Source organism: Pseudomonas baltica (genome assembly GCF_014235765.1).
In the GTDB taxonomy this organism is placed as follows: domain Bacteria; phylum Pseudomonadota; class Gammaproteobacteria; order Pseudomonadales; family Pseudomonadaceae; genus Aquipseudomonas; species Aquipseudomonas baltica.
Genome location: NZ_JACMYH010000003.1, coordinates 137,599 through 162,541, shown reverse-complemented (window position 1 = coordinate 162,541; position 24,943 = coordinate 137,599). Strand labels below are relative to the sequence as shown.

Genomic DNA, 24,943 nt, shown 5'->3' with positions numbered 1-24,943 from the left:
GTAACGCCCTGGGTCAAACATCCCACAAGATGAATATGCCCAGTCCTATGCACCAAAAAGCTGCGCGGCCTAACACCTATGGGTATAGTGCCGCCCTTTTGAACTTGACGAGGTAACCCCCATGCTTGAAGTCATCAACGACTTCCTCTCGGGAAAAGTCCTGATCGTGCTTATCGTCGGCCTCGGTGGCTATTTCACCGTGCGCTCGCGCTTCGTCCAACTGCGCCACTTCCTGCACATGTTCAGTGTGTTCCGCGACAGCCTGCGCAACAGTTCAGACCAGCTCAGCTCGTTTCAGGCACTGATGCTCAGCCTGGCCGGGCGAGTCGGCGCCGGTAACATTGCAGGCGTCGGCATTGCCGTGACCCTGGGTGGCCCGGGCGCGGTGTTCTGGATGTGGGTCACCGCCCTGGTGGGCATGGCCAGCAGCTTCTTCGAATGTACCCTGGCGCAGGCCTACAAGCGCTGCGACCCCGACGGCCAATACCGCGGCGGTCCTTCGTTCTACATTCAGCACGGCCTGGGCAAGCGCTGGCTGGGGATGGTCATGGCGGTGCTGTTGCTGCTGACCTTCGGCTTTGCCTTCAACGGCTTGCAATCGCATGCGGTCACCAGTTCGCTGAACGATGCCTTCGGCCTGTCCACCACTTGGACCGGCGTCGGCCTGGCCGCGTTGCTGGGCCTGGTGTTCTTCGGTGGTATCAAGCGAATCGCGGCGGTCGCCGACCTGCTGGTGCCGGTCAAGACCCTGGCCTACATCGCCGTCAGCCTCTATGTGATCGTGCTGCAGTTCGATCAGGTTCCGGAAATGCTGGCGACCATCGTGCGCAGCGCGTTCGGCCTGGACCCGGTATTCGGCGGCCTGCTCGGCAGCGCCATCGTCATGGGCGTGAAACGTGGTGTGTTCGCCAACGAAGCGGGCCTGGGCAGTGCGCCCAACGTAGCCGCCGTGGCACAGGTCGAGCACCCGGTTGCACAGGGCGTGGTGCAGGCGTTCAGCGTCTTCCTCGACACTTTCGTGATCTGTACCTGTACCGCACTGGTGATCCTGCTGTCGGGCTTCTACACGCCGGGCTTCGAGGGCGATGGCATTGCTCTGACGCAGAACTCGCTGGCCAACGTGGTGGGTGAATGGGGCCGGGTGTTCATCAGTGTCGCCTTGTCGCTGTTCGTATTCACCTCGATCCTCTACAACTATTATCTGGGCGAGAACAGCCTGCGCTTCCTCATCGGCGACAACCGCAAGGCGGTGCTGGTGTACCGCGCGATCGTGCTGTTGCTGATCTTCTGGGGCGCCATCGAAAACCTGGAAACGGTGTTTGCCTTCGCCGACATCACCATGACCCTGCTGGCCTTCGTCAACCTGATCGCTTTGGCCATGCTGTTCAAGACCGGCCTGCGCCTGCTGCGCGACTATGATGCGCAGCGCAGTGCCGGGATCAAGGTACCGGTGTTCGATTCGCGGCAGTTCGCCGACCTCGACCTGGACCTCAAGGCCTGGCCGGTGCCAAATCCGGCGGCAGCCGATGAAAAGGCCCAGGCACCCCTGCCCGTCCAGCGTTAAGGAGGCTTCTGCATGAGCATTGCATCCCCTGCCCGTCACGTACGGGTGCTGTACACCGGCGGCACCATCGGCATGCAGGCCAGTGCCAATGGCCTGGCTCCGGCTTCGGGCTTCGAGGCGCGCATGCGCGAACAGCTCGCCGCCCAGCCTGAACGGGTGGTGCCGCACTTCAGCTTCGAGGAACTGCTGCCGCTGATCGACAGCGCCAACATGACGCCGGCCTACTGGCAGCGTCTGCGCGAAGCCGTGGTTCGAGCGGTGGATGAGCAGGGTTGCGATGCCGTACTGATTCTGCATGGCACCGACACGCTGGCGTACAGCGCGGCGGCCATGAGCTTCCAGTTGCTGGGGCTCCAGGCACCGGTGCTGTTCACCGGTTCCATGCTGCCTGCCGGGGTGCCCGGCAGCGATGCCTGGGAAAACGTCAACGGCGCCCTGGCAGATCTCGCTCGGGGCCTGGAGCCGGGTGTGCACCTGCATTTCCACGGTGCGTTGCTGCCGCCGACCCGCTGCGCCAAGGTGCGCAGCTCGGGGCGCAATCCGTTTGCCGCATTGCGGCGCACGGGTGGCGCCGCCAGGGTCGCACCGATGCCGGCGGCGCTGGATTATCGCCAGCCACGTCAGCCTGCCAGCATCGGTGTATTGCCGCTGTACCCCGGCCTCGGTGTGCCGCTGTTGCAGGCGGTCGTGGACAGCGGGGTGCAGGCCTTGCTGCTCGAATGCTACGGCAGCGGCACCGGGCCGTCCGACAACGCGGCGTTCCTCGACGCGCTGCGGGCAGCTCAGGCGCGGGGCATCGTGGTCGTGGCGCTGACGCAATGCCAGGAAGGCGGCGTCGAACTGGATGTGTATGAAGCCGGTAGCCGCCTGCGCGATGCAGGCGTGCTCTCCGGCGGCGGCATGACCCGCGAGACGGCACTGGGCAAGCTGCACGCATTGCTGGGTGCAGGCTTGCCGGTGGAAGAAGTCCGCCGCCTGGTAGAACTCGACCTGTGCGGCGAACTGGCCTGATCGAAACCGCGGCGCGCCCTTCGCGCTGCTCCAAGGGTTGCGCACATCCGTAGGAGCGGTCAGCGGCCGCGAAACAGACGCTGCGGTGCATCAGACAGACTGCGGCGCGCCCTTCGCGGCCACGGACCGCTCCTACGAAGCTTGCACGATCCCGTAGGAGCGGTCATCGGCCGCGAAACAGGCGCTGCGGTGCATCAGACAGACTGCGGCGCGCCCTTCGCGGCCACGGGCCGCTCCTGCGAAGCTTGCACGATCCCGTAGGAGCGGTCAGCGGCCGCGAAACAGGCGCTGCGGTGCATCAGACAGACTGCGGCGCGCCCTTCGCGGCCACGGGCCGCTCCTGCGAAGCTTGCACGATCCCGTAGGAGCGGTCAGCGGCCGCGAAACAGGCGCCGCGGTGTCACTGTCACTCAGCAGCCGGTCAGGCGTTCCACGCGCGCTTCGTTGGGAAAGAACAACGGACGCAGGCGAACGCCAACGCTGTTGCCGATGAAGGCGGCGACCAGCCACAGCCAGCCATGCAGGCTGCCAGAGGCAATGCCGCTGAAATACGCACCGATGTTGCAGCCATAAGCCAGGCGCGACCCATAGCCCAGTAACAACCCGCCAATCACGGCCGCGATCAGTGACCGGCGCGGGATCTTCAAGCTGGGCGCGAAATGTCCGGCCAACCCCGCCGCCAGCAGTGCACCCAGCACGATACCGATGTCCATGACGCTGGTGATGTCCTCCCACACCGGCGCAGCCAGCGCCTTGGCGTTGGATGCGGTTTGCCAGAACGCCCAACTGCCCACGTCCACGCCCAACCCACTGGCCACTTTCGCCCCCCACAGCGCAAACGCCGAAGTGATGCCCCAAGGCCGCCCGGCCAGCGCCAACGTGGCGAAGTTCAGCAGCGCCAGCGCGACTGCTCCCCACACCAAGGGCCACGGCCCGCGCAGGAACCTGTTCGAACCAGGCGTCGCCCGCACGTCGGGTGTTTCCAGCGCACCATGCCGACGCCGTTCCAGGCCCACCGTCACCCACGCGATCAGCGCGAACACGCCCAAGCTCAGCAACAGCGCCGGCACCACGCCCAGGCTCTTGACGATCGAGATCGCCGGCAACGATGGCAAGGCAAACCACCAGTCCACATGGTGGGTCGCGATCAGTGAGCCACAGATGAAGAACAGCAGGGTCACCAGCATGCGTGCGTTGCCACCACCGACGGTGAACAGCGTCCCCGACGCGCAACCGCCACCCAGCTGCATGCCGATGCCGAAAATGAAGGCACCGAACACCACCGACAAACCGGCGGGCGCGACCAGCCCCACCACCGGCTGGCCGAACAGGCTGCCTACACCCAGAACCGGAAAGAACAGCAGCACCGCCAGCGCCAGCATGACCATCTGCGCCCGCAGCCCTGCGCCTCGGCGATCACTGATGAAAACCCGCCAGGCAGACGTGAAGCCGAACGCTGCGTGATAAAGCGTCAGACCCAGGGCCGCACCGACCGCCCACAACAGCACCTGGCGCGAACCCACCGCAGCGGCGAGAAACACCCCGCCGAGCACCAGCAGAGAGATCGCCACCAGCGGCGCACCCAGTGCACGCCGTGGGGCAACAGAAAAAGTCGAACTCATGGCAGCATCCGAATAGAGAGACAAGACAGCGCAGCAGTATAAAACCTAAAGCCAGGTGTTGATGCGTCTCTGCGACCAGAGCGACTTCAGGCCGCAGGTGATCGGTGCCAGGCACCCGCAGGATTTTGTGAACAACCTTCTTGCAACGTTCCCTCGACGCGCCGGTCAGAAACTGTCCAACCGAGGCTGAGCTAGCCATTTCACTGTATGTAATACCAGACGCTTAGCGCGATCTGTGGATAAACCTGTGTGTAACCTTGGGTATAACCCTGTGGATACTTGTGTGGATAATCTTCCGAGTGCTGTTGGATGCACTCGCTCGCACAAGATGCCAAGATGACCGTCACGACCCACCGGAGCACCACCATGTCCGACCTCGCCATTCGTCCTGTTACCGCAGCCGACCATCTTGCCTGGCTGAACCTCTGGCGGGCCTACCAGCTTTTCTACCAGACCGAGATCCCCGAAGCCGTGACCCAGGTCACCTGGCAACGCATGCTCGACGACGCCGAACCCATGCACGCGGCGCTTGCCTGGCGCGACGGCGTGGCCATCGGCATGGTTCACTACATCTATCACCGCTCGTGCTGGACCATTGAAAACTCCTGCTACCTGCAGGATCTGCTGGTGGATGCTTCGGTACGCGGTGGGGGCGTGGGTCGCCGGTTGATCGAGTTCGTCTACGCAACCGCCAAGACCGCCGGTTGCGCCAAGGTCCACTGGCTCACCCATGAAACCAACAGCACCGCCATCGGGCTGTACCGGAATATCGCCGAGCAGCCCGGTTTCATCCAATTTCGCAAGCCACTCTAGGAGCTGCCATGCCCACATCCGCCTCCGCATCCGACTGGAAGCCCGTCAAGGCACCCGTGGCGACCACCATGAACGGTCGCTTCATCCGCCTGGAGAAACTCGATCCCAAGCGCCATGGTGAAGACCTCTGGGAAGCCCTGCAGGGGCCGCAGTCCGACGCGCAGCTGTGGGACTACCTGCCCTACGGTCCCTTCAACGACCTGGAGCTGTTCTACATCTGGCTCGACGGCTATGCCATCAGCAACGATCCGCTGGGCTTCTGCGTGGTCGACCAGCACACCGGCAAAGCCGAGGGCATCCTCAGCCTGATGTCCATCGTGCCGGCGCACGGACGCCTGGAAGTGGGCCACGTGGCCTTTGCCGCCTCCATGCAGCGCACCCCCAAGGGCACCGAGGCGATCTACCTGGCGCTCAAGCTGGCATTCGGTCAGGGCTATCGCCGGGTCGAATGGAAGTGCGACAACGCCAACAAACGTTCGCGCCGCGCCGCCGAACGCGTCGGTTTCAGCCTCGAAGGTGTGTTCCGCCAGCACATGGTGGTCAAGGGTCGCAACCGTGACACGGCGTACTTTTCCATCACCCACAGCGAGTGGCCGGCAATCGAGGCAGCGTTCGAGGGCTGGCTGGCGGTAGACAACCAGCCTTCTTCCGGCCAGCGCAAACCCTTGGAACAGTTTCGCGTCGGCGTTTAAATAATTCTGTAAAGACCAGGGGCTATACAGGACGACCTCACTGCAATCAGGTCGTCCGCTCATGCCGTACTCTCCGCACCGCCTCGCCCTTGCCATCGCTCTGCTCGCCCCGGGCACGCCGATGTCGGCGGCCTTCGCCAAAGACCTGCAGATCGATACCGCCATTCAGGCGACGCAAAGCCTGAGCGATACCGATCGCCTGACGGTGAGCAAGGCTGGGAGCATCACGGCCAGTGCCGAGGCGATCAAGCTCAAGGGTTCGGCAGCGGGTACTGGCGTGGTTGTGGATAACTCGGGCCGGCTGATCTCCACTGCCGATCGAGCCATCGACAGCTCCAGTAGCGGCGCAGTGCGCAACTACACCCTGATCAATCGCGCGGGTGCGCTGATTCAAGGCTCGTCCGATGCCTTTCGCATCAAGGACGATTTCAGTCGTGGCGCCATCGTCATCGACAACAGTGGCACGCTGCGCTCGCTGAACAAGCGCGCTATCGATCTGGAAGCCCTGGAAAGCGCCGGCATTGCCACCACCCTCGACAACCGCGCCGGCGGGTTGATCCGCAGCGAAAAGAACGACGCGATGAAAACCGGCATCAATGCCACGATTATCAACCACGGCGAGATATCCACAGGCGACACCTTCAGCCTCGACGACAAGTACGACGGTATCGACATGGCAGCGGCCACTGGCGTGTCCGTGTACAACCATGGCTTGATCAGCGGCGGCCGCCACGGCCTGACCACGGACGAAGGTGTGCTGCTGTACAACGAAGGCACGCTGATCGGCCGCAATGGCTCGGGCTACGGTTCGGACGGCAACGGCACGGTCATCAACCACGGCCTGATCTCCGGCGATGTGTCCGGCCTGCAGGCCGTGGGTGACGGCGACGGTGTGGACATCGACTACATCGGCCATATCGAGAACTACGGCACCATTCGCGGCACCGGTGCATCCGGTGCCAAGCCAGGCGATCCCCTCAATGCCAGCGAAGGCATCGCCATGGGCGGCGGTTATATTTTCAATGCGGCAGGCGCCACCATCAGCGGCGCCGACAATGCCATCCTGATCGACGATGGCAGCAATGGCTCGGCCCATGGCGCCACCTATCTGGAGAACCATGGCAGCATCAGCGGGCTCAACGGCTTCGGCGTGCAGCTCAATGGCGCCTTCGCCGACACCGTCATCAACGCTGGCTCCATCGGCGGCAGCAATGGACAGGCCCTGCAAATGGGCGCAGGCGATGACCGTTTGACCGTACTTAGCGGTGGTCGCTTCAACGGTGTGGTCGACGGCGGCAGCGGCCGCGATCGTGTGATCCTGGAGGGCAATGCCGGCGGCAGTTTCGGCAACAGCCGCCACTTCGAAACCCTGGAAGTGCAGAGCGGCACCTGGACCCTCACCAGCATCGGCGACTTCAGCGCCGACAGTCGCATTGCCAACGGCGCCACGCTGATCAACCAGGGCAGTATTGCCGGCAACCTCAGCGTTGACCCGGGCGGCGTCTACGCCGGCGGTGGCGCAGTGGGCAACCTGCTCGTCAACGGCACCTTGTCGAGCAACAGCCAGCTGGGCACTGCCTTGGTCAACGGCGACCTGACACTGGCACGCGGCGCAACCCTGGCGTATGGGGTGAACGCCGATGGCAGCAGTGCGCCGCTGCAGGTGGCAGGCGCGGCCAATCTCGACGGCGCCACCCTGGCCGTTGTCCCGAGCAGTGGCGAATACCCCTGGCAAAGCCGCTACACCGTGCTGCAGGCGGGCAGCGTGAACGGTCGCTTCGGTACGGTGACGAGCGACTACGCCTTTCTGACCCCGACCCTGAGCTACGGCGCGACCGCGGTCGACCTCGACTACACCCGCAACGACATCGCCTTCGCCGACTTCGCCAGCACCACCAATGGCGGCAATGCGGCCCGCAGCCTGGCTGCCGCAAGCAGCGGCACCTTGTACAACGCCCTGCTCGGCACCAGTACCGCCAGCGCAGGGGCGGCCATCGAGCAACTGGCTGGCAGCAGCAACGCCAACCTGGCTGCCGCAACCCTGGCCGGTACCACCCAGGTCGGCAGCAGCATGCTCTCGGCCATGCGCCAGATGGGCAGCGGCAGCGGCCTGCTGGTGGGCCTGGGCGCACAAGACACGCCGGTGCTGGCCGCCAGCGGCATACCCGACCAGGCCCGCAACCTCAACGACCCCAACGCACAGGGCCGTGTCTGGGTCCAGGCACTGGGCAGCTACGGCAAGCTCGATGGCGAACACGGCAGCGATGGCCTCGAACAACGGACTTCGGGCGCCGTGCTGGGCACCGACTGGGCACTGACCCCGGACTGGCGCGTGGGCCTGCTGGGCGGTTATTCGCGTACCGACCTGGACGCATCCGGCGTGGACGGCAAAATCGACAGCTGGCACGCAGGCATCTACGCCCTGCGCCAGAACGGTCCGCTGGCCCTGCGCCTGGGTGCGGCCTACAGCCAGCATGATGGCAACAGCAAGCGCAGTGTCGACTTCGCCGGCTTCAGTGATCGTTTGCGCGGCGACTACGACGCCGACAGCCAGCAAGCCTTCGCCGAACTGGGCTACGACCTGGGCAGCGGCCGGCTCAGCGCCGAACCGTTCGCCAACCTGGGCTACCAGCGCTACAGCCGCGACGGCTACCGCGAAAAAGGCGGAGCCGCCGCCCTCGCCGTGGACGCCCAGACACAGGAAAACTTCACCAGCACCTTCGGCGTGCGCCTGGCTCACTTGAGCCAACTGGACAACGGCATGAGCCTGACCCCGCGTGGCAGCCTGGGCTGGCGTCATGCCTATGGAGACGTCGACAACAGCACCCGGCAGGCGTTTGCCAGTGGTGGCAATGCGTTCAGTGTCGAAGGCAGCGCCCTGGACCGCGACAGCCTGATGGTCGAAGCCGGCCTGGACCTGGGTGTCAGTGCGCGGCAGAGTGTCGGCATCGGTTACACCGGCGAGCTGGGTAGCAACAGTCGCAACCATGCTGTGGTCGGCCAGTGGCAGATGCACTTCTGATCAGTATCGCGGCTGCCGGGTGGACAAAAAAAAGGGGGCCACCCGGCCCCCAGAGGAAAACCTTGAAACCTGAGATCAGCCCTCGATCTCGATCAGTATCTCGCCGGGGTTCACGCGGTCGCCCTTGGCCACGTGGATCGCCGTGACCTTGCCTGCCACACCGGCCTGGACCTCGGTTTCCATCTTCATCGCCTCGGTGATCAACAGCGCCTGGCCGGCCTTGACCGAGTCACCCAGCTTGACCAGCACATCGACGATATTGCCGGGCATGGCGGTGCTGACATGGCCGGGTTCGCTGGCCTGCTTGCGTTTGCCGATACCGCTGCCGACGAACTCGTTCAACGGCTCGAACACCACCTCTTCAGGCATGCCGTCGATGGACAGGTAGAAGTGCCGCTTGCCTTCGGCCTTGACCCCGACACCGGTGATGTCGACTCGATAGCTCTCGCCGTGCACATCAATGACGAATTCGGTCGGTACCCCTTCACCGCTGCGCGCAACCTGCGCTCCGGCCTCGGGGATCGGCAGCAACACCTCGGGCACCAGCGTGCCGGCGGCACGCTCTTCGAGGAACTTGCGCCCGATGTCGGGGAACATCGCAAACGTCAGTACATCCTCCTCCGACTGGGCCAGCTCGCCGATGTCCTTGCGCAGCTTGTCCATCTCCGGCTTGAGCAGGTCGGCGGGACGTACGTCGATGACCTCCTCGCTGCCGATCGCCTGGCGCCGCAGTTGTTCGTTGACCTTGCCCGGCGCCTGGCCATAGCCGCCTTGCAGGTACAACTTCACTTCGTTGGTGATGGTCTTGTAGCGCTCGCCGGCCAACACGTTGAAGAATGCCTGGGTACCGACGATCTGCGAGGTGGGCGTGACCAGTGGCGGGAAGCCGAGGTCTTCGCGCACCTTGGGGATCTCGGCCAGCACCTCGTTCATGCGGTTCAGCGCGCCCTGCTCCTTGAGCTGGTTGGCCAGGTTGGAAATCATCCCGCCCGGCACCTGGTTGACCTGCACGCGGGTATCGACCGCGGTGAATTCGCTTTCGAACTGGTGGTATTTCTTGCGCACGGCGTAGAAATACAGGCCGATTTCCTGCAGCAGTTCCAGGCTCAGGCCGGTATCGAATTCGCTGCCCTTGAGCGCCGCGACCATCGACTCGGTGCCCGGATGGCTGGTGCCCCAGGCGAAGCTCGAGATGGCGGTGTCGATGTGATCGGCGCCATTTTCCACGGCCTTGAGCTGGCACATCGCGGCCAGGCCTGCCGTGTCGTGGCTGTGGATGAACACCGGCAGCGACTGCTCGGCCTTCAACGCCCTGACCAGCTCGCCGGTCGCATAAGGTGTCAGCAAGCCGGCCATGTCCTTGATCGCTACCGAGTCGCAGCCCATGGCTTCCATCTGTTTGGCCTGGGCCACGAACGCGGCCACGGTATGCACCGGGCTGGTGGTATAGGCGATGGTGCCCTGGGCGTGTTTGCCGGCTGCCTTCACGGCCTCGATGGCCACGCGCAGGTTCCGCACGTCGTTCATGGCATCGAAGATGCGAAACACGTCGATACCGTTGTCGGCCGCCTTGGCCACGAAGGCCCGCACCACGTCATCGCTGTAATGCCGGTAGCCGAGCAGGTTCTGCCCGCGCAGGAGCATCTGCAGACGCGTGTTCGGCAGCGCCTCGCGCAGCTTGCGCAGGCGTTCCCACGGGTCTTCCTTGAGAAAGCGCACGCAGGCATCGAAGGTGGCGCCGCCCCATACTTCCAGCGACCAGTAGCCCACCCGGTCGAGCTTGTCGCAGATAGGCAGCATGTCTTCGGTGCGCATGCGCGTTGCCAGCAAGGACTGGTGGGCGTCGCGCAGGATGGTGTCGGTAACGAATATTCGCTTGGAAACAGGCGTATTGGACATTGTTGTGTTCCTCACAGGCCGGCGTGGGCGGCGATGGCGGCGGCGATGGCCAGGGCCAGCTCTTCGGGTTTGCGCTTGATCGAGTACTGGGTCAGCTCGGGGTGGCTGTCGACGAAACTGGTGTTGAACTGGCCACTGCGAAACTCGGGGTTGCGCAGGATTTCCTGGTAGTACGCCGCAGTGGTCTTGATGCCTTGCAGGCGCATGTCATCCAGCGCACGCAGGCCGCGGTCCATGGCCTCCTCCCAGGTCAGCGCCCAGACCACCAGCTTCAGGCACATGGAATCGTAGAACGGCGGAATGGTGTAGCCGGTATAGATCGCCGTGTCGGTGCGTACGCCCGGCCCGCCAGGCGCGTAATAGCGGGTGATCTTGCCGAAGCTGGGCAGGAAATTGTTCTTCGGATCCTCGGCATTGATGCGGAACTGCAGGGCAAAGCCGCGGTGCACGATGTCTTCCTGCTTTACCGAAAGAGCCAGCCCCGAGGCGATGCGGATCTGCTCACGGACGATGTCGATGCCGGTGATTTCCTCGGTGATGGTGTGTTCGACCTGCACCCGGGTGTTCATCTCCATGAAATACACCTCGCCCTCGGCGAGCAGGAATTCCACGGTGCCGGCGTTCTCGTAACCCACCGCCTTGGCCGCTCGCACCGACAGGTCGCCGATGTAGGCGCGCTGCTCGGGGGTCAGCTGCGGGCTGGGCGCGATCTCGATGAGCTTCTGGTTGCGCCGCTGAATCGAGCAGTCGCGCTCGAACAGGTGCACCACATTGCCGAAGCTGTCACCCAGAATCTGTGCTTCGATGTGCTTGGGATTGACGATGCATTTTTCCAGGAACACTTCGGCCGAACCGAAAGCCTTGGTCGCTTCGGAAATCACCCGCGGGAACGCCTGCTCCAGCTCCTCGCGGCTGTTGCAGCGACGAATGCCGCGCCCGCCGCCACCGGAAGTGGCCTTGAGCATGACCGGATAGCCGATGCGTTCGCCCTCCTCCAGCGCTTCGCGGATGTCGGCCACGTTGCCCTCGGTGCCGGGCGTGACCGGCACGCCCGCCTTGATCATGCTGCGCCGGGCTTCGGTCTTGTCACCCATGCGGCGGATGACTTCGGCAGACGGGCCGATGAACTTCACCCCTCGCTCGGCGCAGATATCCGCCAGCTCGGCGTTCTCGGAAAGAAAGCCATAGCCTGGATGCAGGGCATCACAGCCGGTTTCCACCGCCAGGTTCACCAGCTTGCGTGGGTTCAGGTAACCGGCCAGGGGCTCGGCACCGATGCTGTGGGCTTCGTCGGCGCGCTTGACGTGCAGCGCATGACGATCGGCTTCGGAGTAGATCGCGACCGAACGAATGCCCATTTCGGCGCAGGCTCGTACGATACGTACGGCAATCTCACCTCGGTTGGCGATCAGGATCTTTTTTATCACTTGGAATTTCCTCGACCGATGAATCCATTCGGGTCGGTGCGTGGCCGACCCTTTGGGTAACCAGTTGTTTCCTGGTTGCCCCTGCAAGCTAGCGCGGCATGAGGATTAATAAAAATAAATCTTTGTTGGGTTACATATTAGTAAAAGCTTATATTTGAGGAACTGCCCACCGCACATCGGATTGAGAAATGCGTAAGTCATTGATGCGCCTGACGTTGCGTCAGCTGCAAGTGTTCAACGAAGTGTGCGACCTGCGCTCCTACAGCCGCGCGGCAGAAGAAATGTCGCTGACTCAACCGGCAGTCAGCTTGCAGATTCGTCAGCTGGAAGAGCTGGTGGGCCAGCCCTTATTCGACTATGTGGGCAAGAAGCTCTACCTGACCGAGGCAGCGCAAGCGCTGCAGGCCGCCAGCCGGGACATCTTCGGCCGCCTGGAAAACCTCGACATGCAGCTGTCCGACCTGCAGGGCTCGCTGCAGGGGCAACTCAAGCTGGCGGTCGAATCCAGTGCCAAATATTTCACGCCACACCTGTTCGCCGCCTTCCGCACGCTGCATCCGGAAGTCAATCTGCAGCTCACGGTGGTCAACCGTGCGCAGGTCATTCGCCGTTTGAGTGACAACCGCGACGACGTGACCATCATGTCGATGGTGCCGCAGGACATGGGGCTGGACTTTATGCCCTTCCTCAACAACCCGATCGTGGCGGTGGCTCCGCCCGAGCACCCGCTGTGCCAGCAGGAACGGGTGAACCTGCAGGAGCTGCAAGCCTATACGTTGCTGGTACGCGAACAGGGTTCGGGCACACGACGAGCGTGCGAGGAATATTTCAAGGAGAAGCGCGTGCATTTTGCGCAGACGCTGGAAGTGTCTTCCGCCGAGGCTCAGCGCGAATGCGTGATTGCGGGGCTGGGGCTGGCACTGCTGACACGCCACGCCGTCGCCAGGGAGTTATCCACAGGCACGTTGTGCGAATTGCGTGTGGAAGAGCTGCCGTTGCAGCGCAGTTGGTGCGTGGTGCAGGCCAAGGCACGGCGTCAGTCGCCGGTGGCGTTGGCCTTTGCCGCATTCATCCCCGCCGAACGTGCGCAGATCAAGGCGCTGGTCGAGCGCTTTGGCGGGAATCCGCCGATGCCGCCTGCCAGTAATTGAGCTCGGCATCGTCGCCGATTTCCTGGAGCAAGCGACGCTGCTCGGAATAGCTCTCGATCGCACGGCGAAACTCCATGCGGCGCTGATCTTCCTGCTGACGTTTGGTACGGGTAGCGCTGTTGCCCTGCGGTTGCGAGCCATCGAAGTAACGAGCCATTGCGTGTCTCCCAGTTCGAGTTCGGGAGTACAGGGTGGCGTGGCTATGTGAAGGTTTGGCGACGAGGCGGTGAACATCGGGTTAAACCGCAGCGGTCGCTCAGTCCTCGTGAGCCTCGTGGGCCTTCAACGACTTGGGCGACAGGCGCAGGCTGCGCAGACTGCGCTTGACGCTCTTCAAGTGATTGACCAGGTCTGGGCCGCGGGCCATTGCCACGCCCATGGCCAGTACGTCGATCACCACCAGGTGGGCGATGCGGGAGGCCAGCGGGGTGTAGATCTCGGTGTCTTCATGCACGTCGACCGCCAGGTTGACCGTCGCCAGTTCCGCCAACGGCGTCTGCCCCGGGCACAGCGAAATCAGGGTGGCGCCGGTTTCACGCACCAGGTTGGCGGTGATCAGCAGGTCCTTCGAGCGCCCGGATTGGGAGATGCACACGGCCACGTCGGTCGGCTTCAGTGTCACTGCCGACATGGCCTGCATGTGCGGGTCCGAGTACGCCGCCGCTGTCAGCAGCAGACGGAAGAACTTGTGCTGGGCATCGGCGGCCACTGCGCCGGATGCGCCGAAACCATAGAACTCGACACGCTGTGCGGTGACCATGGCGCTGATCGCCCGCTGCAGGGCTTCGGGGTCGAGCTTCTCGCGCACCTCCATCAGGGTATGCAGGGTGGTGTCGAAGATCTTCAGGCTGTAGTCGGCCACCGAGTCGTCTTCGTGGATGGCGAACTGACCGAAACTCGCCCCCGCCGCCAGGCTTTGCGCCAGCTTGAGTTTGAGGTCCTGGAAACCGGTGCAGCCGATCGCCCGGCAGAAACGCACGATGGTCGGCTCGCTGATGCCCACGCTGTGCGCCAGGTCGGCCATGGAGCTGTGCATCACCGCCGCAGGGTCCAGCAGCACATGCTCGGCAACCTTGAGTTCGGATTTGCGCAGCAGGTGGCGAGACTGGTCGATGTGTTGCAGCAGGTTCAAGGGACAGCTTCCGCTAAAGGGGTCGAAGGGCCGGGATGTAGCTAGTCTGCAGTTATACTACAGGCCTCTGTGATCGCCCAGTTAAACGTCTCAGCAAGGATGATCGGCCGCCAATCCGGCCCTTGCGAATGTCATCGGTACCCATGAGTCTCACCTGCGCGTACCCCGGCCCAGGCTAGCGGTGGTCACCGGTACGCGCCGACACGTCGGTGACCAGAACGATGGTCTGGTGAACTTCACCTCGGGCATTTCGCACGCCGATCAGTTGTAGCCATTGACCATACTGCTCCCCATTCAGTCGCGTCTCGGTCAGCGCTCCCTGCCATGAACCCTCGACGTCCATGGCATGCCGAATCGACGCCTCGCACCTGCGCGCATCGCGACTGCAAGGCAGTTGCCACCAGGATCGCCCGCAGAGTTGATCCGCAGCCAGCCCGGTAATACGGCTGAATGCCGGATTCGACGTCAGTACTTTGCAATGAGCATCGAGCACCAGGATGCCCTCGCTGGAATGGTCGAACACCAACCCCGCCAGCTCCAGCTGGCCGCTCAGGGCGATGTCGCGGCTGGCGTCGCGGCGGGTGCCGACCATGCGCAGGACACTGCCATCCGCCGCACGCTCCACGGCCCGACCGTGGTCTTCGATCCACAACCAGTGGCCTTCATGGTGGCGGATGCGGTACTGCACCAGGTAGTCGTCGCTGCGACCCTTGAGGTGGTCGATCATGGCGCGCTTCACCCGCGGCACGTCCTCCGGGTGCATGCGCGGGCGCAGTTGCTTGAGCATTGCCTGCATGAATTCCGGCTCCAGGCCGAACAGCTCCTTGAGTTGGGTGTGGTAGACCTCGTCAGTGCTCAGGTTCCAGTCCCACAGGCCCAAACCGCTCGCCTCCAACGCCAGGGCCAGACGCTGCTCGCTCTTGCCCAGCGCCTGGTTGGCCTGATCCAGTTCACGACTGCGCTGCTGCACGCGATTTTCCAGCTCCGCATGGGCTTGAGCCAATTGCTGCTGGGCCTCGCGGCGCTGGCCAACTTCGGTGGTCAGGGCCTGGTTCAGGCGCTCGCTGCGGCTTTGCGCCAACTGCAGGGTCTCGATCAGCTCCTGGTTGCGAAAGCGCCGCAACAGGCTGCGGTTGGTCAGGCGATTGACCTGCCAGGCGACCACCAGCAATGCCCCCAGGAAAATCAGCCCGAACCAGCCCCAGCCGCGCTGGGCGCCGTCGTTCCATACGAACAGGTAGGCGGTGGGCGGCAGCAGGCACGGCAAGGTATAGGCAAGAAAGGCCGGCAGGCTGACGGCGTAGGCCACGCTGGCCGACAGCGTCGCCGCGCCGAGCAGGCCGAACACCCAGGCCTGCTGGATGAGGTTGTCTTCGGACACCAGCATGATGGCCGCCGCCGCCAGGGTCGCGCCGCTGACGGCCGAGCCGAAGATGAACATGCGCCGCCAGTGGGCCTGGGCCTGCCGGTCCGGCATGGCCGCATCGAACGCCGCCACCTGGATGACCCGTCCGGCCACCAGCAGCAACAGCCACAACAACCCGATGCTGACCCCCAGGTAATGCTGCGGAATCCATAGCAGCCAGGCGCACAGGCCGCCGTTGAGCAGCATCAGCAAGGTCGGCAGCAACGAGCCCTGGTACAGCAGGCGCGTGCGCTCGGCGGCCAGTTGCGCGGCGTAGCGCTCCTGCAGGGCCTGCTGCTCCAGCGGCGAGTCCAGCGGGTTGAGGTTCGGCGTCATGGGCAATGTGCTTGTCGTGAGGTGCCATCCGTCGAGCCAGAATACACAAGCACAGGCGGCGCACTTGCACCTTATGTCCGACTCTGCAGGTATTTATCCAAAGACGCGCAACTCTTGTTTGCCCCAACTCCATCGCGCACCCTAAAATGCCCGGATGCGCGATGACCTCTCCCTTCTGCTGAACTCCCTCAACGATGCCCAACGCCAGGCCGTAGCGGCCTCCGTCGGCCGTCAGTTGGTCCTGGCCGGTGCTGGTTCCGGTAAAACCCGAGTGCTGGTGCACCGTATCGCCTGGCTGATCCAGGTCGAAAACGCCTCGCCGCACTCGCTGCTGTCGGTGACGTTCACCAACAAGGCGGCCGCCGAGATGCGCCAGCGCATCGAGCAGCTGATGGGCATCAACCCGGCCGGCATGTGGGTCGGCACCTTCCACGGCCTGGCCCACCGCCTGCTGCGCGCGCACTGGCAGGAAGCTGGCCTGAACCAGAACTTCCAGATTCTCGACAGCGACGACCAGCAGCGCCTGGTCAAGCGGGTCATGCGCGAGCTGGGCCTGGACGAGCAGAAGTGGCCGGTGCGCCAGGCGCAGTGGTTCATCAACGGGCAGAAGGACGAAGGTCTGCGCCCGCAGCACATCCAGCCTGGTGGCGACCTGTTCCTGGCGACCATGCGCTCGATCTACGAGGCGTACGAGGCGGCCTGCGCGCGGGCGGGGGTGATCGACTTCTCCGAACTGCTGCTGCGCGCCCTCGACCTGTGGCGCGACAACCCTGGCCTGCTGGCGCACTATCAGCGCCGTTTCCGCCATGTGCTGGTCGACGAGTTCCAGGACACCAACGCCGTGCAGTACGCCTGGCTGCGGTTGCTGGCACAAGGTGGCGACAGCCTGATGGTGGTAGGCGACGACGACCAGTCGATCTACGGCTGGCGCGGCGCCAAGATCGAAAACATTCACCAGTATTCCGCCGACTTCCCTGATTCGCAGCTGATTCGTCTGGAACAGAACTACCGCTCCACCGCCGGCATCCTCAAGGCCGCCAACGCCCTGATCGCCAACAACAGCGGGCGTCTGGGCAAGGAGCTGTGGACCGATGGCGGCGATGGCGAGCCGATCAGCCTGTACGCCGCGTTCAACGAACACGACGAGGCGCGCTATGTGGTCGAAACCATCGAGAGCGCGCTCAAGACCGGCCTGGCGCGCAGCGACATCGCCATTCTCTACCGTTCCAACGCCCAGTCGCGGGTGCTGGAAGAGGCGCTGTTGCGCGAGCGTATCCCTTATCGCATCTATGGCGGGCAGCGCTTCTTCGAACGCGCCGAAATCAAGAACGCCATGGCGTACCTGCGCCTGCTCGAAGGGCGCGGCAACGATGCCGCCCTGGAGCGGGTGATCAACGTCCCGCCACGCGGCCTGGGCGAGAAGACCGTCGAAGCCATCCGTCAGCATGCCCGTCATGCCGAAGTGTCGATGTGGGAAGCCGGCCGCCAACTGGTGGCCAACAAGGGCCTGACCGGGCGTGCCGCCAATGCCCTGGGCACGTTCATCGAGCTGATCGAGAACCTCGCCGCCAAGGTCATGCAGATGCCGTTGCACCTGATGACCCAGACGGTCATCGAGCAGTCCGGCCTGATCATCTACCACCAGGAAGAAAAGGGCGAAAAAGGCCAGGCACGGGTGGAAAACCTCGAGGAACTGGTCAGCGCTGCGCGCAACTTCGAAAACGGCGAGGCAGAAGCCGACCTGACGCCGCTGGCGGCATTCCTGGGCCATGCCTCGCTCGAGGCCGGCGACACCCAGGCCGAGGAGCACGAGGACAGCGTGCAGCTGATGACCCTGCACAGCGCCAAGGGCCTGGAGTTTCCCTACGTGTTCCTGGTGGGCATGGAAGAAGGCCTGTTCCCGCACAAGATGAGCCTGGAAGAGCCTGGCCGTCTCGAGGAAGAGCGTCGCCTGGCCTATGTCGGCATCACCCGGGCCATGCAGCAGCTGGTCATGACCTACGCCGAAACGCGCCGCCTCTACGGCAGCGAGACCTACAACAAGGTGTCGCGTTTCGTGCGCGAGGTGCCCGCCGGGCTGATCCAGGAAGTGCGCCTGTCCAACAGCGTGAGTCGTCCTTTCGGCGGTGGCCAAGCGCAGAACTCGAGCAGCCTGTTCGGTGCGGCCAACATTCCGGAAACCCAGTTCAACCTGGGCCAGCGGGTGCAGCATTCGGTGTTTGGCGAGGGTGTGATCCTCAACTTCGAAGGCTCCGGCGCGCAGGCGCGAGTGCAGGTCAACTTCGCCGAGGGCAGCAAGTGGTTGATGCTGGGGTACGCGAAGCTCGAGCCAGTGTAGCCACTGGCTGCAGGGCTTTGTCGCGGTGCCCGGCGGCCGCGAAAAAGCCGACACGGCCTTTCCAACCAGCAACGAATTTTCCTACGCCGCGCTTCGCATTTACGCAAAAGCTCGAAACATGTTGTCACTAGCTATGTACAGCACACCTGTGCAACATGACTCGCGTGCAATCCACCTAACGGAATGAACCTATGCAACGTTTTCTCAGCATGGCCCTGGCCCTGTGCATCGGCCTGACCATGAGCCTCGATGCCAGTGCCAAACGCTTCGGCGGCGGCAAGAGCATGGGCGCAGCCCCGACTCACCAGACTCGCCAGGCCGCGCCCACCACCCCAGGTGCCGCAGCAGCCGTCCCAGGCCGTGCAGCCCCAGCCGCCAGCGGTGCCTCGCGCTGGTTGGGCCCTCTGGCCGGCCTCGCCGCCGGTGGCCTGCTGGCGTCCATGTTCATGGGCGATGGCTTCCAGGGCATGCAGATCTTCGACTTCCTGATCATGGCGGTCATCGCCTTCCTGATCTTCCGCTTCATCGCCGCTCGCCGTCGCAAGCAGCAGCAGGGCCCGCAAATGGCCGGCGCCGGTGCTCCGTACCAGCGTGAAGCGATCGACCAGGCACCTGCCCAACCGTCGATCTTCGGTGGCGCCAGCGGTGCTTCCGCAGCCCGTCCGGTGATCAACGCGCCGGCCTGGTTCAACGAAGAAAGCTTCCTGAACGCAGCCCGCAGCCACTTCCAGTCGCTGCAGCAGCACTGGGACGCGAACGAGATGGACAAGATCGCCGAGTTCGTTACCCCGCAAATGCTGCAATCGTTGAAGCAGGAACGTGCCGAGCTGGGTGATGGCTTCCAGTCCACCTACATCGACGATCTGCAAGTGCAGCTGGAAGGTGTCGATGATCGCGCCGAGAAAACCATCGCTACCCTGACATTCGTCGGCGTATCGAAGACCTCGCGCTTCGACAAGGGCGAACCCTTCAGCGAAAGCTGGAACATGGAACGCGCCCAGGGCGAAAATCAGCCTTGGCTGGTCGCGGGTATCCGCCAGAACTGATACACGTCACGCTTTGCAAAGCCCCGGCCCTGGTCGGGGCTTTTGCATTTTGAACGTTGCATCCATTTCCAGCTAAGGTATAAACCGCAGCGCGTATTCTGGTCAGAGGAAAACATCGTGGAAGAAGTGATCGAGCAGCTCCGAGAAGCCAATGAGCCGGTACCGGTTCCCCTGGAACTGCCAGACGAAGACCTGCTGGTCGAGATCGAAGAGCAGTTGTTCATCAATATTCCGTTCGTCTTCAAGGAGTATCTGCTCACCGTCAGCGACGTCGTGTATGGCAGCCTGGAACCGGTCACCGTGACCGACCCGCAATCGCATACGTATCTGCCGGAGGTCGCCGCCAGCGCCTGGGACATCGGCGTACCACGCGAGCTGATCCCGATCTGTCAGGACGGCGAGGACTACTACTGTGTCGAAGAAGACGGCACCGTGGTGCTGTGGTCGGGCGAGGAAGAGCTGGTGACCGAGGAAAGCTGGGAGTCGGTCTGGCACTGGGTGCGAGACGTCTGGCTGGAAAGCTGATCGGTAGAGGCAGGTGTGACCTTTTCACAGCTCGATGGCGCGCCGCCAACCCTGTGGGAGCGGGTTCTACCCGCGAAGAGGCCAAACCTGCCTACCCAAATTCAATGCTCGACGTTGTTATCCAAGGTTTCCAGCAAAGCCACCTGCATTCGCGTATGCACGCGAATGAGCCAGCGCCACAACACGGCCACCACTGCAGCTGCAACCACCGCAATCAACAGCAGTAATTCCATGGTCGGCAATATGCTCGCCGACAGTGCCGCCAGCAGCACGAAAATCACCAGCAGCGACAGCAGCGGAATGACTTCGGCGATGACGCGCCGCACCCGCTGGGTATGCCTGCCAGCCATTTCAGGCTTCACCCCCATTTCCGCCAGCAGCATCGACAGTGCCTTGAGCTTGCGATAGGCGGCGATCAAAAACGGCAGCGACAGCAGCAAGGCTGCGCCCCAGATCAACGCCTTCTGCCCGCCGGGCTCGGCCACCCAAGTCGTCAGGTGACCGCCGATACGTTCGGCAAAATAGGCGCCAGCCAGAAAGATACCGATCACCAGCGCCAGGTTGACCCCTACCTGCAGGAGGATCTTGCGGATCATCAATGCCAGCATGGCGCCCTGCCCGCGCGGCTGGATGCTGCGCAGCCATTCCCCGTACATGCCCAGCACGCGTGCGACACGTTGCGGCACGATAGCGCCGAGGCGATGCGACAAGGGATCGGCTGCCCGGATCAGGTACGGCGTGGACAGCGTGGTCAGCACCGACACGGCCACGGCAACGGGATAGAGAAAATCGCTGGTGACCTGCAGGGTCATGCCCAGCGCGGCGATGATGAACGAGAACTCGCCGATCTGCGACAAGCCCATGCCCACCCGCAGCGATGTCTTGCCATCGTTGCCGGCAATGAACGCGCCCAGCCCGCAAGAGACGATCTTGCCGAGCACCACGGCCACGGTGATGACTGCAATCGGCCAGGCATAGTCGAGCAGGATGGCGGGGTCGAGCATGAGGCCGATGGCGACGAAGAAGATCGCGCTGAACATGTCGCGGATGGGTTCGATCAGACGCTCGATCTTCAGCAATTGCCGCGACTCGGCCATGATCGCCCCGATCAGGAAAGCCCCGAGCACCATGCTGTATTCAAGCTTGACCACCAGCAGGCAAAAGCCGAAGCACAGGCCCAGCACGGTCACCAGCAGCATCTCGTTGCTTTCGAAGGTGGCCACATAGGCCAGCAGTCGGGGCACCACCAGGATGCCCACGACCAGGGCAATGACCATGAACAGCGAGAGCTTGCCGACCGTCGAGAACACCTCGCCCGAACTGACCGCGCCGCTGACGGCGATCCCCGACAGCAGGGCGATGATGCCGATACCTAGAATATCCTCGACGATCAGCACGCCGAAGATCAACTGGGCGAAGCGCTCGTTCTTCATCTTCAGGTCGTTGAGCGCCTTGACGATGATGGTGGTCGAGGAAATGGCCAGGATAGCCCCGAGGAACAGCGAGTCCATGGTGCCCCAATCGAACCAGCGGCCGATTTCGTAGCCGATCCAGATCATCAGCACGATTTCCAGGAACGCAGCGATGAAGGCCGTGGCACCGACCTTGAACAGTTTGCGCAGGCTGAATTCCAGGCCCAGGCTGAACATCAGAAAGATCACGCCCAGTTCGGCCAGGGTCTTGATGGTGTCTTCGTCGTGGATCAAGCCGAACGGCGGCGTATGGGGGCCGATGATGAAGCCGGCAACGATGTAGCCCAGCACCACGGGTTGCCGTAGCCGGTGAAACAGAATCGTCACCACGCCGGCTACCAGCATGATCACCGCCAGGTCCTGGATAAAACTGATGGCATGCACGGTGATAGCCTCCATTGCTATTCAGAATTGCTGTACCAATTGTTTCAGAAAGGCAGATTAACACCGGCCATTGCAGGCGAACGTCAGTGCAATATGCGGAAACAGATCGCCGCTATGCCCTGCGTAATGGCACGATAGACGTGACGGCGCCCGTCCGTTCGGCGTCCGCTTCTGGATGCAACCCTTTGAAAGCGGCAAACGCCAATATAGGCGACGCCCCTGCACTTCTGCCAACCAACCGTGAGTTCACTATGGAACCTGGAAACGCCCAGCTGTCGATGACGGTGCTGATGACCCCCGACATGGCCAATTTTTCCGGCAATGTGCACGGAGGAACGCTGCTCAAATACCTCGACGAAGTGGCTTACGCCTGCGCCAGCCGCTATGCCGGCCGGTATGTGGTGACCCTGTCGGTGGATCAGGTGATCTTCCGCGAGCCGGTGCATGTCGGCGAACTGGTGACGTTCCTGGCTTCGGTCAATTACACCGGCAATACTTCGATGGAAGTGGGCATCAAGGTGGTCACCGAGAACATCCGCGAACGCTCGGTGCGCCACACCAACAGCTGTTTCTTCACCATGGTGGCAGTGGATGACCAGCGCAAGCCGGCCAGCGTACCGCCCCTGCAGCCGCAGGATGCCGAAGGCACGCGGCGCTTCATCCAGGCGCAGCAACGTCGGCAGATTCGCCAGGAGCTGGAAAAGCGCTACCGCGATCTCAAGGACGAGCCGATTTAAAGCGCCACGGCTTCGAACCGCAGGCGCGGATGGACGATGCGGTCCTGGGCACGCACCAGCTCCAGCTCGTAGCTGGCGCAGGCCTGGGTTTCCAGCAGCACTTCGTGCACCGCCGCCGCGGTGAATTCGAAAGCCGCCAGCCAGTCATCGCCCAGCAGCAGCCGGGCGAGGAACAGGCCGCTGGTCAAATCACCCACACCGACCGGTTGGCGCGGAAACGCCAGCAGCGGACGACGCAGGTGCCAGCTGCCCGCGGCAGTGACCAGAAGCATTTCGAAGTCTTCGGCCGATTTGCCCGGATAGGCCAGGTGCTTGACCAGCACCGCCTTGGGCCCGCGCGCCAGCAACGCCCGCGCCATGGCCACGCAGTCCGGGAGGGATTGGGCCTTGCGCCCGCTGAAGCTGTCGAGCTCCAGCTGGTTGGGACACAGCACGTCGGCAGCGGCAACGGCTTCATCGAGCAGAAAGTCGCTGACCTCGGCCGGCACCACGCAGCCTTTTTCCGCATGCCCCATCACCGGGTCGCACAGATACAGGGCCTTGGGATTGGCCGCCTTGACCCGACGTACCACGCCCAGGATCGCTCGCCCCTGCGCGGCGCTGCCCAGATAGCCACTGAGCACGGCATCGCAGTTGCCCAATTCGCCAATCGTCGCAATCCCTTCGACCAGTGCGGGAATGTGTTGCGGCGCCAACACTTCTCCCGTCCACTGGCCATACTGAGTGTGATTGGAAAACTGCACCGTATTCAGTGGCCAGACCTTGACCCCCACCCGCTGCATCGGAAAAACCGCCGCGCTGTTGCCGGCGTGGCCGAACACGACATGGGACTGGATGGCGAGCAGGTGTGGTGTACGTTTCATGCAAGGATTCCGGACCGGTGACAGGACTTCATGGCGCGCAGTATCGCGCGAAATGCAGCCTGTACGACAGACCGGAGACACAGTTAAGCTGCGAGCAACCGGTTGGAGCGCACTTCGATGTTGACCCTTGGCAATATGTTCATCCTGATGTTGATGGCCGCAGGTGCGGCTTGGCTGTGGCACAACCATGGCCTGCGTGAAAAGGCCCTGGCGCGGGTCAAGCAGCATTGCAGCAAGCTCGATCTGGAACTGCTCGACGACAACGTGGCCTTCAAGCGTTTTGCCTGGCTGGCCGATGCCAACGGCCGCAAGCGTCTGGCGCGTGTGTACAACTTCGAATTCACAGTAACCGGCGAGCAGCGCCATGCAGGCATCGCCACCCAATTCGGGCCACACGCGGTGCAGATCGAGCTGGCGCCCTACCCGTTCGAAGTGAAAACCGCGACCAGTGCCGAAGTCATCGAGATGAGTCAGTGGCGTCAGGAACACAAGCGCTGGCGTCCCTGAGCGACGTCAGTGCTGCGATGGGTCGTCCACGCGTGCCTGCTGCAAGTGATCCTGAAGAGCGGCTGCGTCCTGCGGCGTATCGAATATCAGCTCCAAACGTGAATCACGACGCCATTCACTGGTTTTCCACTGCACCGACTGCCCCGCCAGCAGGTTGCTCGAAAACCATCCACTCGGGCTGTGGATAACCAGCTTGGCCCTTCGCCAAGACCAAGTGGCCAATGCGCGCTCCACTGTTGGCAAATCGAACTGCGTTCGGGCTTGCCATCGCCAGCCGATGCTCCAGCCATCGCGGTGATCCTGCACCTGGCATTGCGGCTGGGACTTATCCACCCAGATTTCGCCCATGGCTTGCGGGGGCTCCCTCAGCCTGTCCACAACCAGTGGCGCTGAATTATCCACAAGGGGTAACTGCTCGAACCGCACCTGATCGACATCGAGCCACAGCAGTCGGTCTGTGGGTAACCCTGAAGTTATGCACACTCCTGGCGTCGGCTTTGCCTTGTTCATGATCACCAAGCCTGCCACTTCAGCTGCTTCGCGCTGTGCAGCTGGCAGCGCGACGCCTTTCGCAAGGGTCAGCGCGTCGAGCACCATCACCAGCGGTTGCACCGCCAGAACGCCGCGCCAGGGCGCTTCGCTCAGTTGCGAAAGGATCTGCAAAGGATGACCCAGACCCGAGGGTTCGATGAACAGGCGATCCGGCCGGGCTTTGCGCAGCAGACGGCCCAGGCCTATCTGAAACGGCGCACCGTTCACGCAGCACAGACATCCTCCGGCGATTTCGCCGATTGCGATACCATCATCAGTGGTGGCAAGCAGCGCGGCGTCGATGCCCACCAGGCCGAATTCGTTGATCAGCACGGCCCAACGCTGGTTTGCCGGCTTGCACGCCAGCAGACGACGAATCAGGCTGGTCTTGCCGGCACCCAAGGGGCCTGCAATGACATGGGTGGGGATGTTCTGCAGCATGGTCGGATATCTATGGAGGTTGAGC

19 protein-coding genes and 1 pseudogene are annotated in these 24,943 nt (G+C 63.2%); 11 read left to right on the top strand and 9 right to left on the bottom strand.

The features are described 5' to 3' along the window. The first annotated feature begins 121 nt into the window (after window positions 1-121). The gene (locus H7993_RS13125; RefSeq protein WP_185794650.1) at window positions 122-1,564 is read left to right on the top strand and encodes an alanine/glycine:cation symporter family protein; all 1,443 of its coding nucleotides are present in this window, start codon (window positions 122-124) and stop codon (window positions 1,562-1,564) included. 12 nt (window positions 1,565-1,576) lie between these two features. Beyond that, a complete protein-coding gene (locus tag H7993_RS13120; RefSeq protein ID WP_185794649.1) occupies window positions 1,577-2,575 on the top strand; it encodes an asparaginase in 999 nt (332 codons plus the stop codon). Between the two features lie 410 nt (window positions 2,576-2,985). Here H7993_RS13120 and H7993_RS13115 read toward each other — a convergent pair whose 3' ends face one another. Beyond that, the gene (locus H7993_RS13115) at window positions 2,986-4,197 is read right to left on the bottom strand and encodes a YeeE/YedE family protein (protein ID WP_185794648.1); all 1,212 of its coding nucleotides are present in this window, start codon (window positions 4,195-4,197) and stop codon (window positions 2,986-2,988) included. Between the two features lie 366 nt (window positions 4,198-4,563). Between H7993_RS13115 and H7993_RS13110 the strand changes: the two genes are divergently transcribed. The 3 genes from H7993_RS13110 (at window position 4,564) to H7993_RS13100 (ending at window position 8,724) form a co-directional block, all read left to right on the top strand. Beyond that, on the top strand, window positions 4,564-5,010 hold the full coding sequence (locus tag H7993_RS13110) for a GNAT family N-acetyltransferase (RefSeq protein ID WP_185794647.1): 447 nt from the start codon (window positions 4,564-4,566) through the stop codon (window positions 5,008-5,010). Window positions 5,011-5,018: 8 nt separating this feature from the next. Further along, window positions 5,019-5,702: a GNAT family N-acetyltransferase gene (locus H7993_RS13105; protein WP_122480001.1), complete on the top strand. Its 684-nt coding sequence runs from the start codon at window positions 5,019-5,021 to the stop codon at window positions 5,700-5,702. A gap of 61 nt (window positions 5,703-5,763) precedes the next feature. Further along, window positions 5,764-8,724 carry an autotransporter family protein gene (locus H7993_RS13100; RefSeq protein ID WP_185794646.1) on the top strand — a complete coding sequence of 987 codons (2,961 nt, stop codon included), beginning with the start codon at window positions 5,764-5,766 and terminating at the stop codon, window positions 8,722-8,724. Window positions 8,725-8,799: 75 nt separating this feature from the next. Here H7993_RS13100 and oadA read toward each other — a convergent pair whose 3' ends face one another. Both oadA and H7993_RS13090 read right to left on the bottom strand, forming a co-directional pair. After that, the gene (gene oadA, locus H7993_RS13095; protein WP_185794645.1) at window positions 8,800-10,623 is read right to left on the bottom strand and encodes a sodium-extruding oxaloacetate decarboxylase subunit alpha; all 1,824 of its coding nucleotides are present in this window, start codon (window positions 10,621-10,623) and stop codon (window positions 8,800-8,802) included. Between the two features lie 11 nt (window positions 10,624-10,634). Next, a complete protein-coding gene (locus tag H7993_RS13090; RefSeq protein ID WP_122480004.1) occupies window positions 10,635-12,050 on the bottom strand; it encodes an acetyl-CoA carboxylase biotin carboxylase subunit in 1,416 nt (471 codons plus the stop codon). Between the two features lie 188 nt (window positions 12,051-12,238). On the opposite strand from H7993_RS13090, the gene H7993_RS13085 reads away from it, so the two are divergent. Beyond that, window positions 12,239-13,201, top strand: a complete 963-nt coding sequence (locus H7993_RS13085; protein WP_185794644.1) for a LysR family transcriptional regulator — start codon at window positions 12,239-12,241, stop codon at window positions 13,199-13,201. Here the strand turns inward: H7993_RS13085 and H7993_RS13080 are convergent. The 3 genes and pseudogenes from H7993_RS13080 to H7993_RS13070 all read right to left on the bottom strand — a co-directional run. Beyond that, complete coding sequence (locus H7993_RS13080) at window positions 13,143-13,358, bottom strand: PA3496 family putative envelope integrity protein (RefSeq protein WP_122480006.1); 216 nt, start codon at window positions 13,356-13,358, stop codon at window positions 13,143-13,145. The genes H7993_RS13085 and H7993_RS13080 overlap by 59 nt on opposite strands. A 99-nt stretch (window positions 13,359-13,457) precedes the next feature. Next, on the bottom strand, window positions 13,458-14,333 hold the full coding sequence (gene hexR / locus H7993_RS13075; protein ID WP_122480007.1) for a transcriptional regulator HexR: 876 nt from the start codon (window positions 14,331-14,333) through the stop codon (window positions 13,458-13,460). 193 nt (window positions 14,334-14,526) lie between these two features. Next, window positions 14,527-16,074 (bottom strand): annotated as a pseudogene (locus H7993_RS13070) (PAS domain-containing protein); the annotation flags it as partial. A 154-nt stretch (window positions 16,075-16,228) separates the two neighbouring features. On the opposite strand from H7993_RS13070, the gene uvrD reads away from it, so the two are divergent. The 3 genes from uvrD to H7993_RS13055 all read left to right on the top strand — a co-directional run bounded on the left by uvrD (window position 16,229) and on the right by H7993_RS13055 (window position 19,983). Next, window positions 16,229-18,412 carry a DNA helicase II gene (gene uvrD, locus H7993_RS13065; protein ID WP_185794642.1) on the top strand — a complete coding sequence of 728 codons (2,184 nt, stop codon included), beginning with the start codon at window positions 16,229-16,231 and terminating at the stop codon, window positions 18,410-18,412. A gap of 191 nt (window positions 18,413-18,603) precedes the next feature. Then, complete coding sequence (locus tag H7993_RS13060) at window positions 18,604-19,458, top strand: Tim44 domain-containing protein (RefSeq protein ID WP_122480010.1); 855 nt, start codon at window positions 18,604-18,606, stop codon at window positions 19,456-19,458. Between the two features lie 117 nt (window positions 19,459-19,575). After that, entirely contained in the window at window positions 19,576-19,983 is a 408-nt protein-coding gene (locus H7993_RS13055) for an SMI1/KNR4 family protein (protein ID WP_122480011.1), read from the top strand. Between the two features lie 101 nt (window positions 19,984-20,084). Here the strand turns inward: H7993_RS13055 and H7993_RS13050 are convergent, their stop codons facing one another. After that, the gene (locus H7993_RS13050) at window positions 20,085-21,839 is read right to left on the bottom strand and encodes a cation:proton antiporter domain-containing protein (RefSeq protein ID WP_185794641.1); all 1,755 of its coding nucleotides are present in this window, start codon (window positions 21,837-21,839) and stop codon (window positions 20,085-20,087) included. A 251-nt stretch (window positions 21,840-22,090) separates the two neighbouring features. Between H7993_RS13050 and H7993_RS13045 the strand changes: the two genes are divergently transcribed. Further along, entirely contained in the window at window positions 22,091-22,576 is a 486-nt protein-coding gene (locus H7993_RS13045; protein WP_122480012.1) for an acyl-CoA thioesterase, read from the top strand. Here H7993_RS13045 and pdxY read toward each other — a convergent pair. Next, window positions 22,573-23,439, bottom strand: a complete 867-nt coding sequence (pdxY, locus tag H7993_RS13040) for a pyridoxal kinase PdxY (RefSeq protein WP_122480013.1) — start codon at window positions 23,437-23,439, stop codon at window positions 22,573-22,575. The two genes, H7993_RS13045 and pdxY, sit on opposite strands and share 4 nt — an antisense overlap. A 117-nt stretch (window positions 23,440-23,556) precedes the next feature. On the opposite strand from pdxY, the gene H7993_RS13035 reads away from it, so the two are divergent. Further along, complete coding sequence (locus tag H7993_RS13035; RefSeq protein WP_122716071.1) at window positions 23,557-23,946, top strand: DUF3301 domain-containing protein; 390 nt, start codon at window positions 23,557-23,559, stop codon at window positions 23,944-23,946. A gap of 6 nt (window positions 23,947-23,952) precedes the next feature. Here H7993_RS13035 and H7993_RS13030 read toward each other — a convergent pair whose 3' ends face one another. Further along, window positions 23,953-24,918, bottom strand: a complete 966-nt coding sequence (locus H7993_RS13030; RefSeq protein WP_185794640.1) for a CobW family GTP-binding protein — start codon at window positions 24,916-24,918, stop codon at window positions 23,953-23,955. Between the last annotated feature and the right edge of the window lie 25 nt (window positions 24,919-24,943).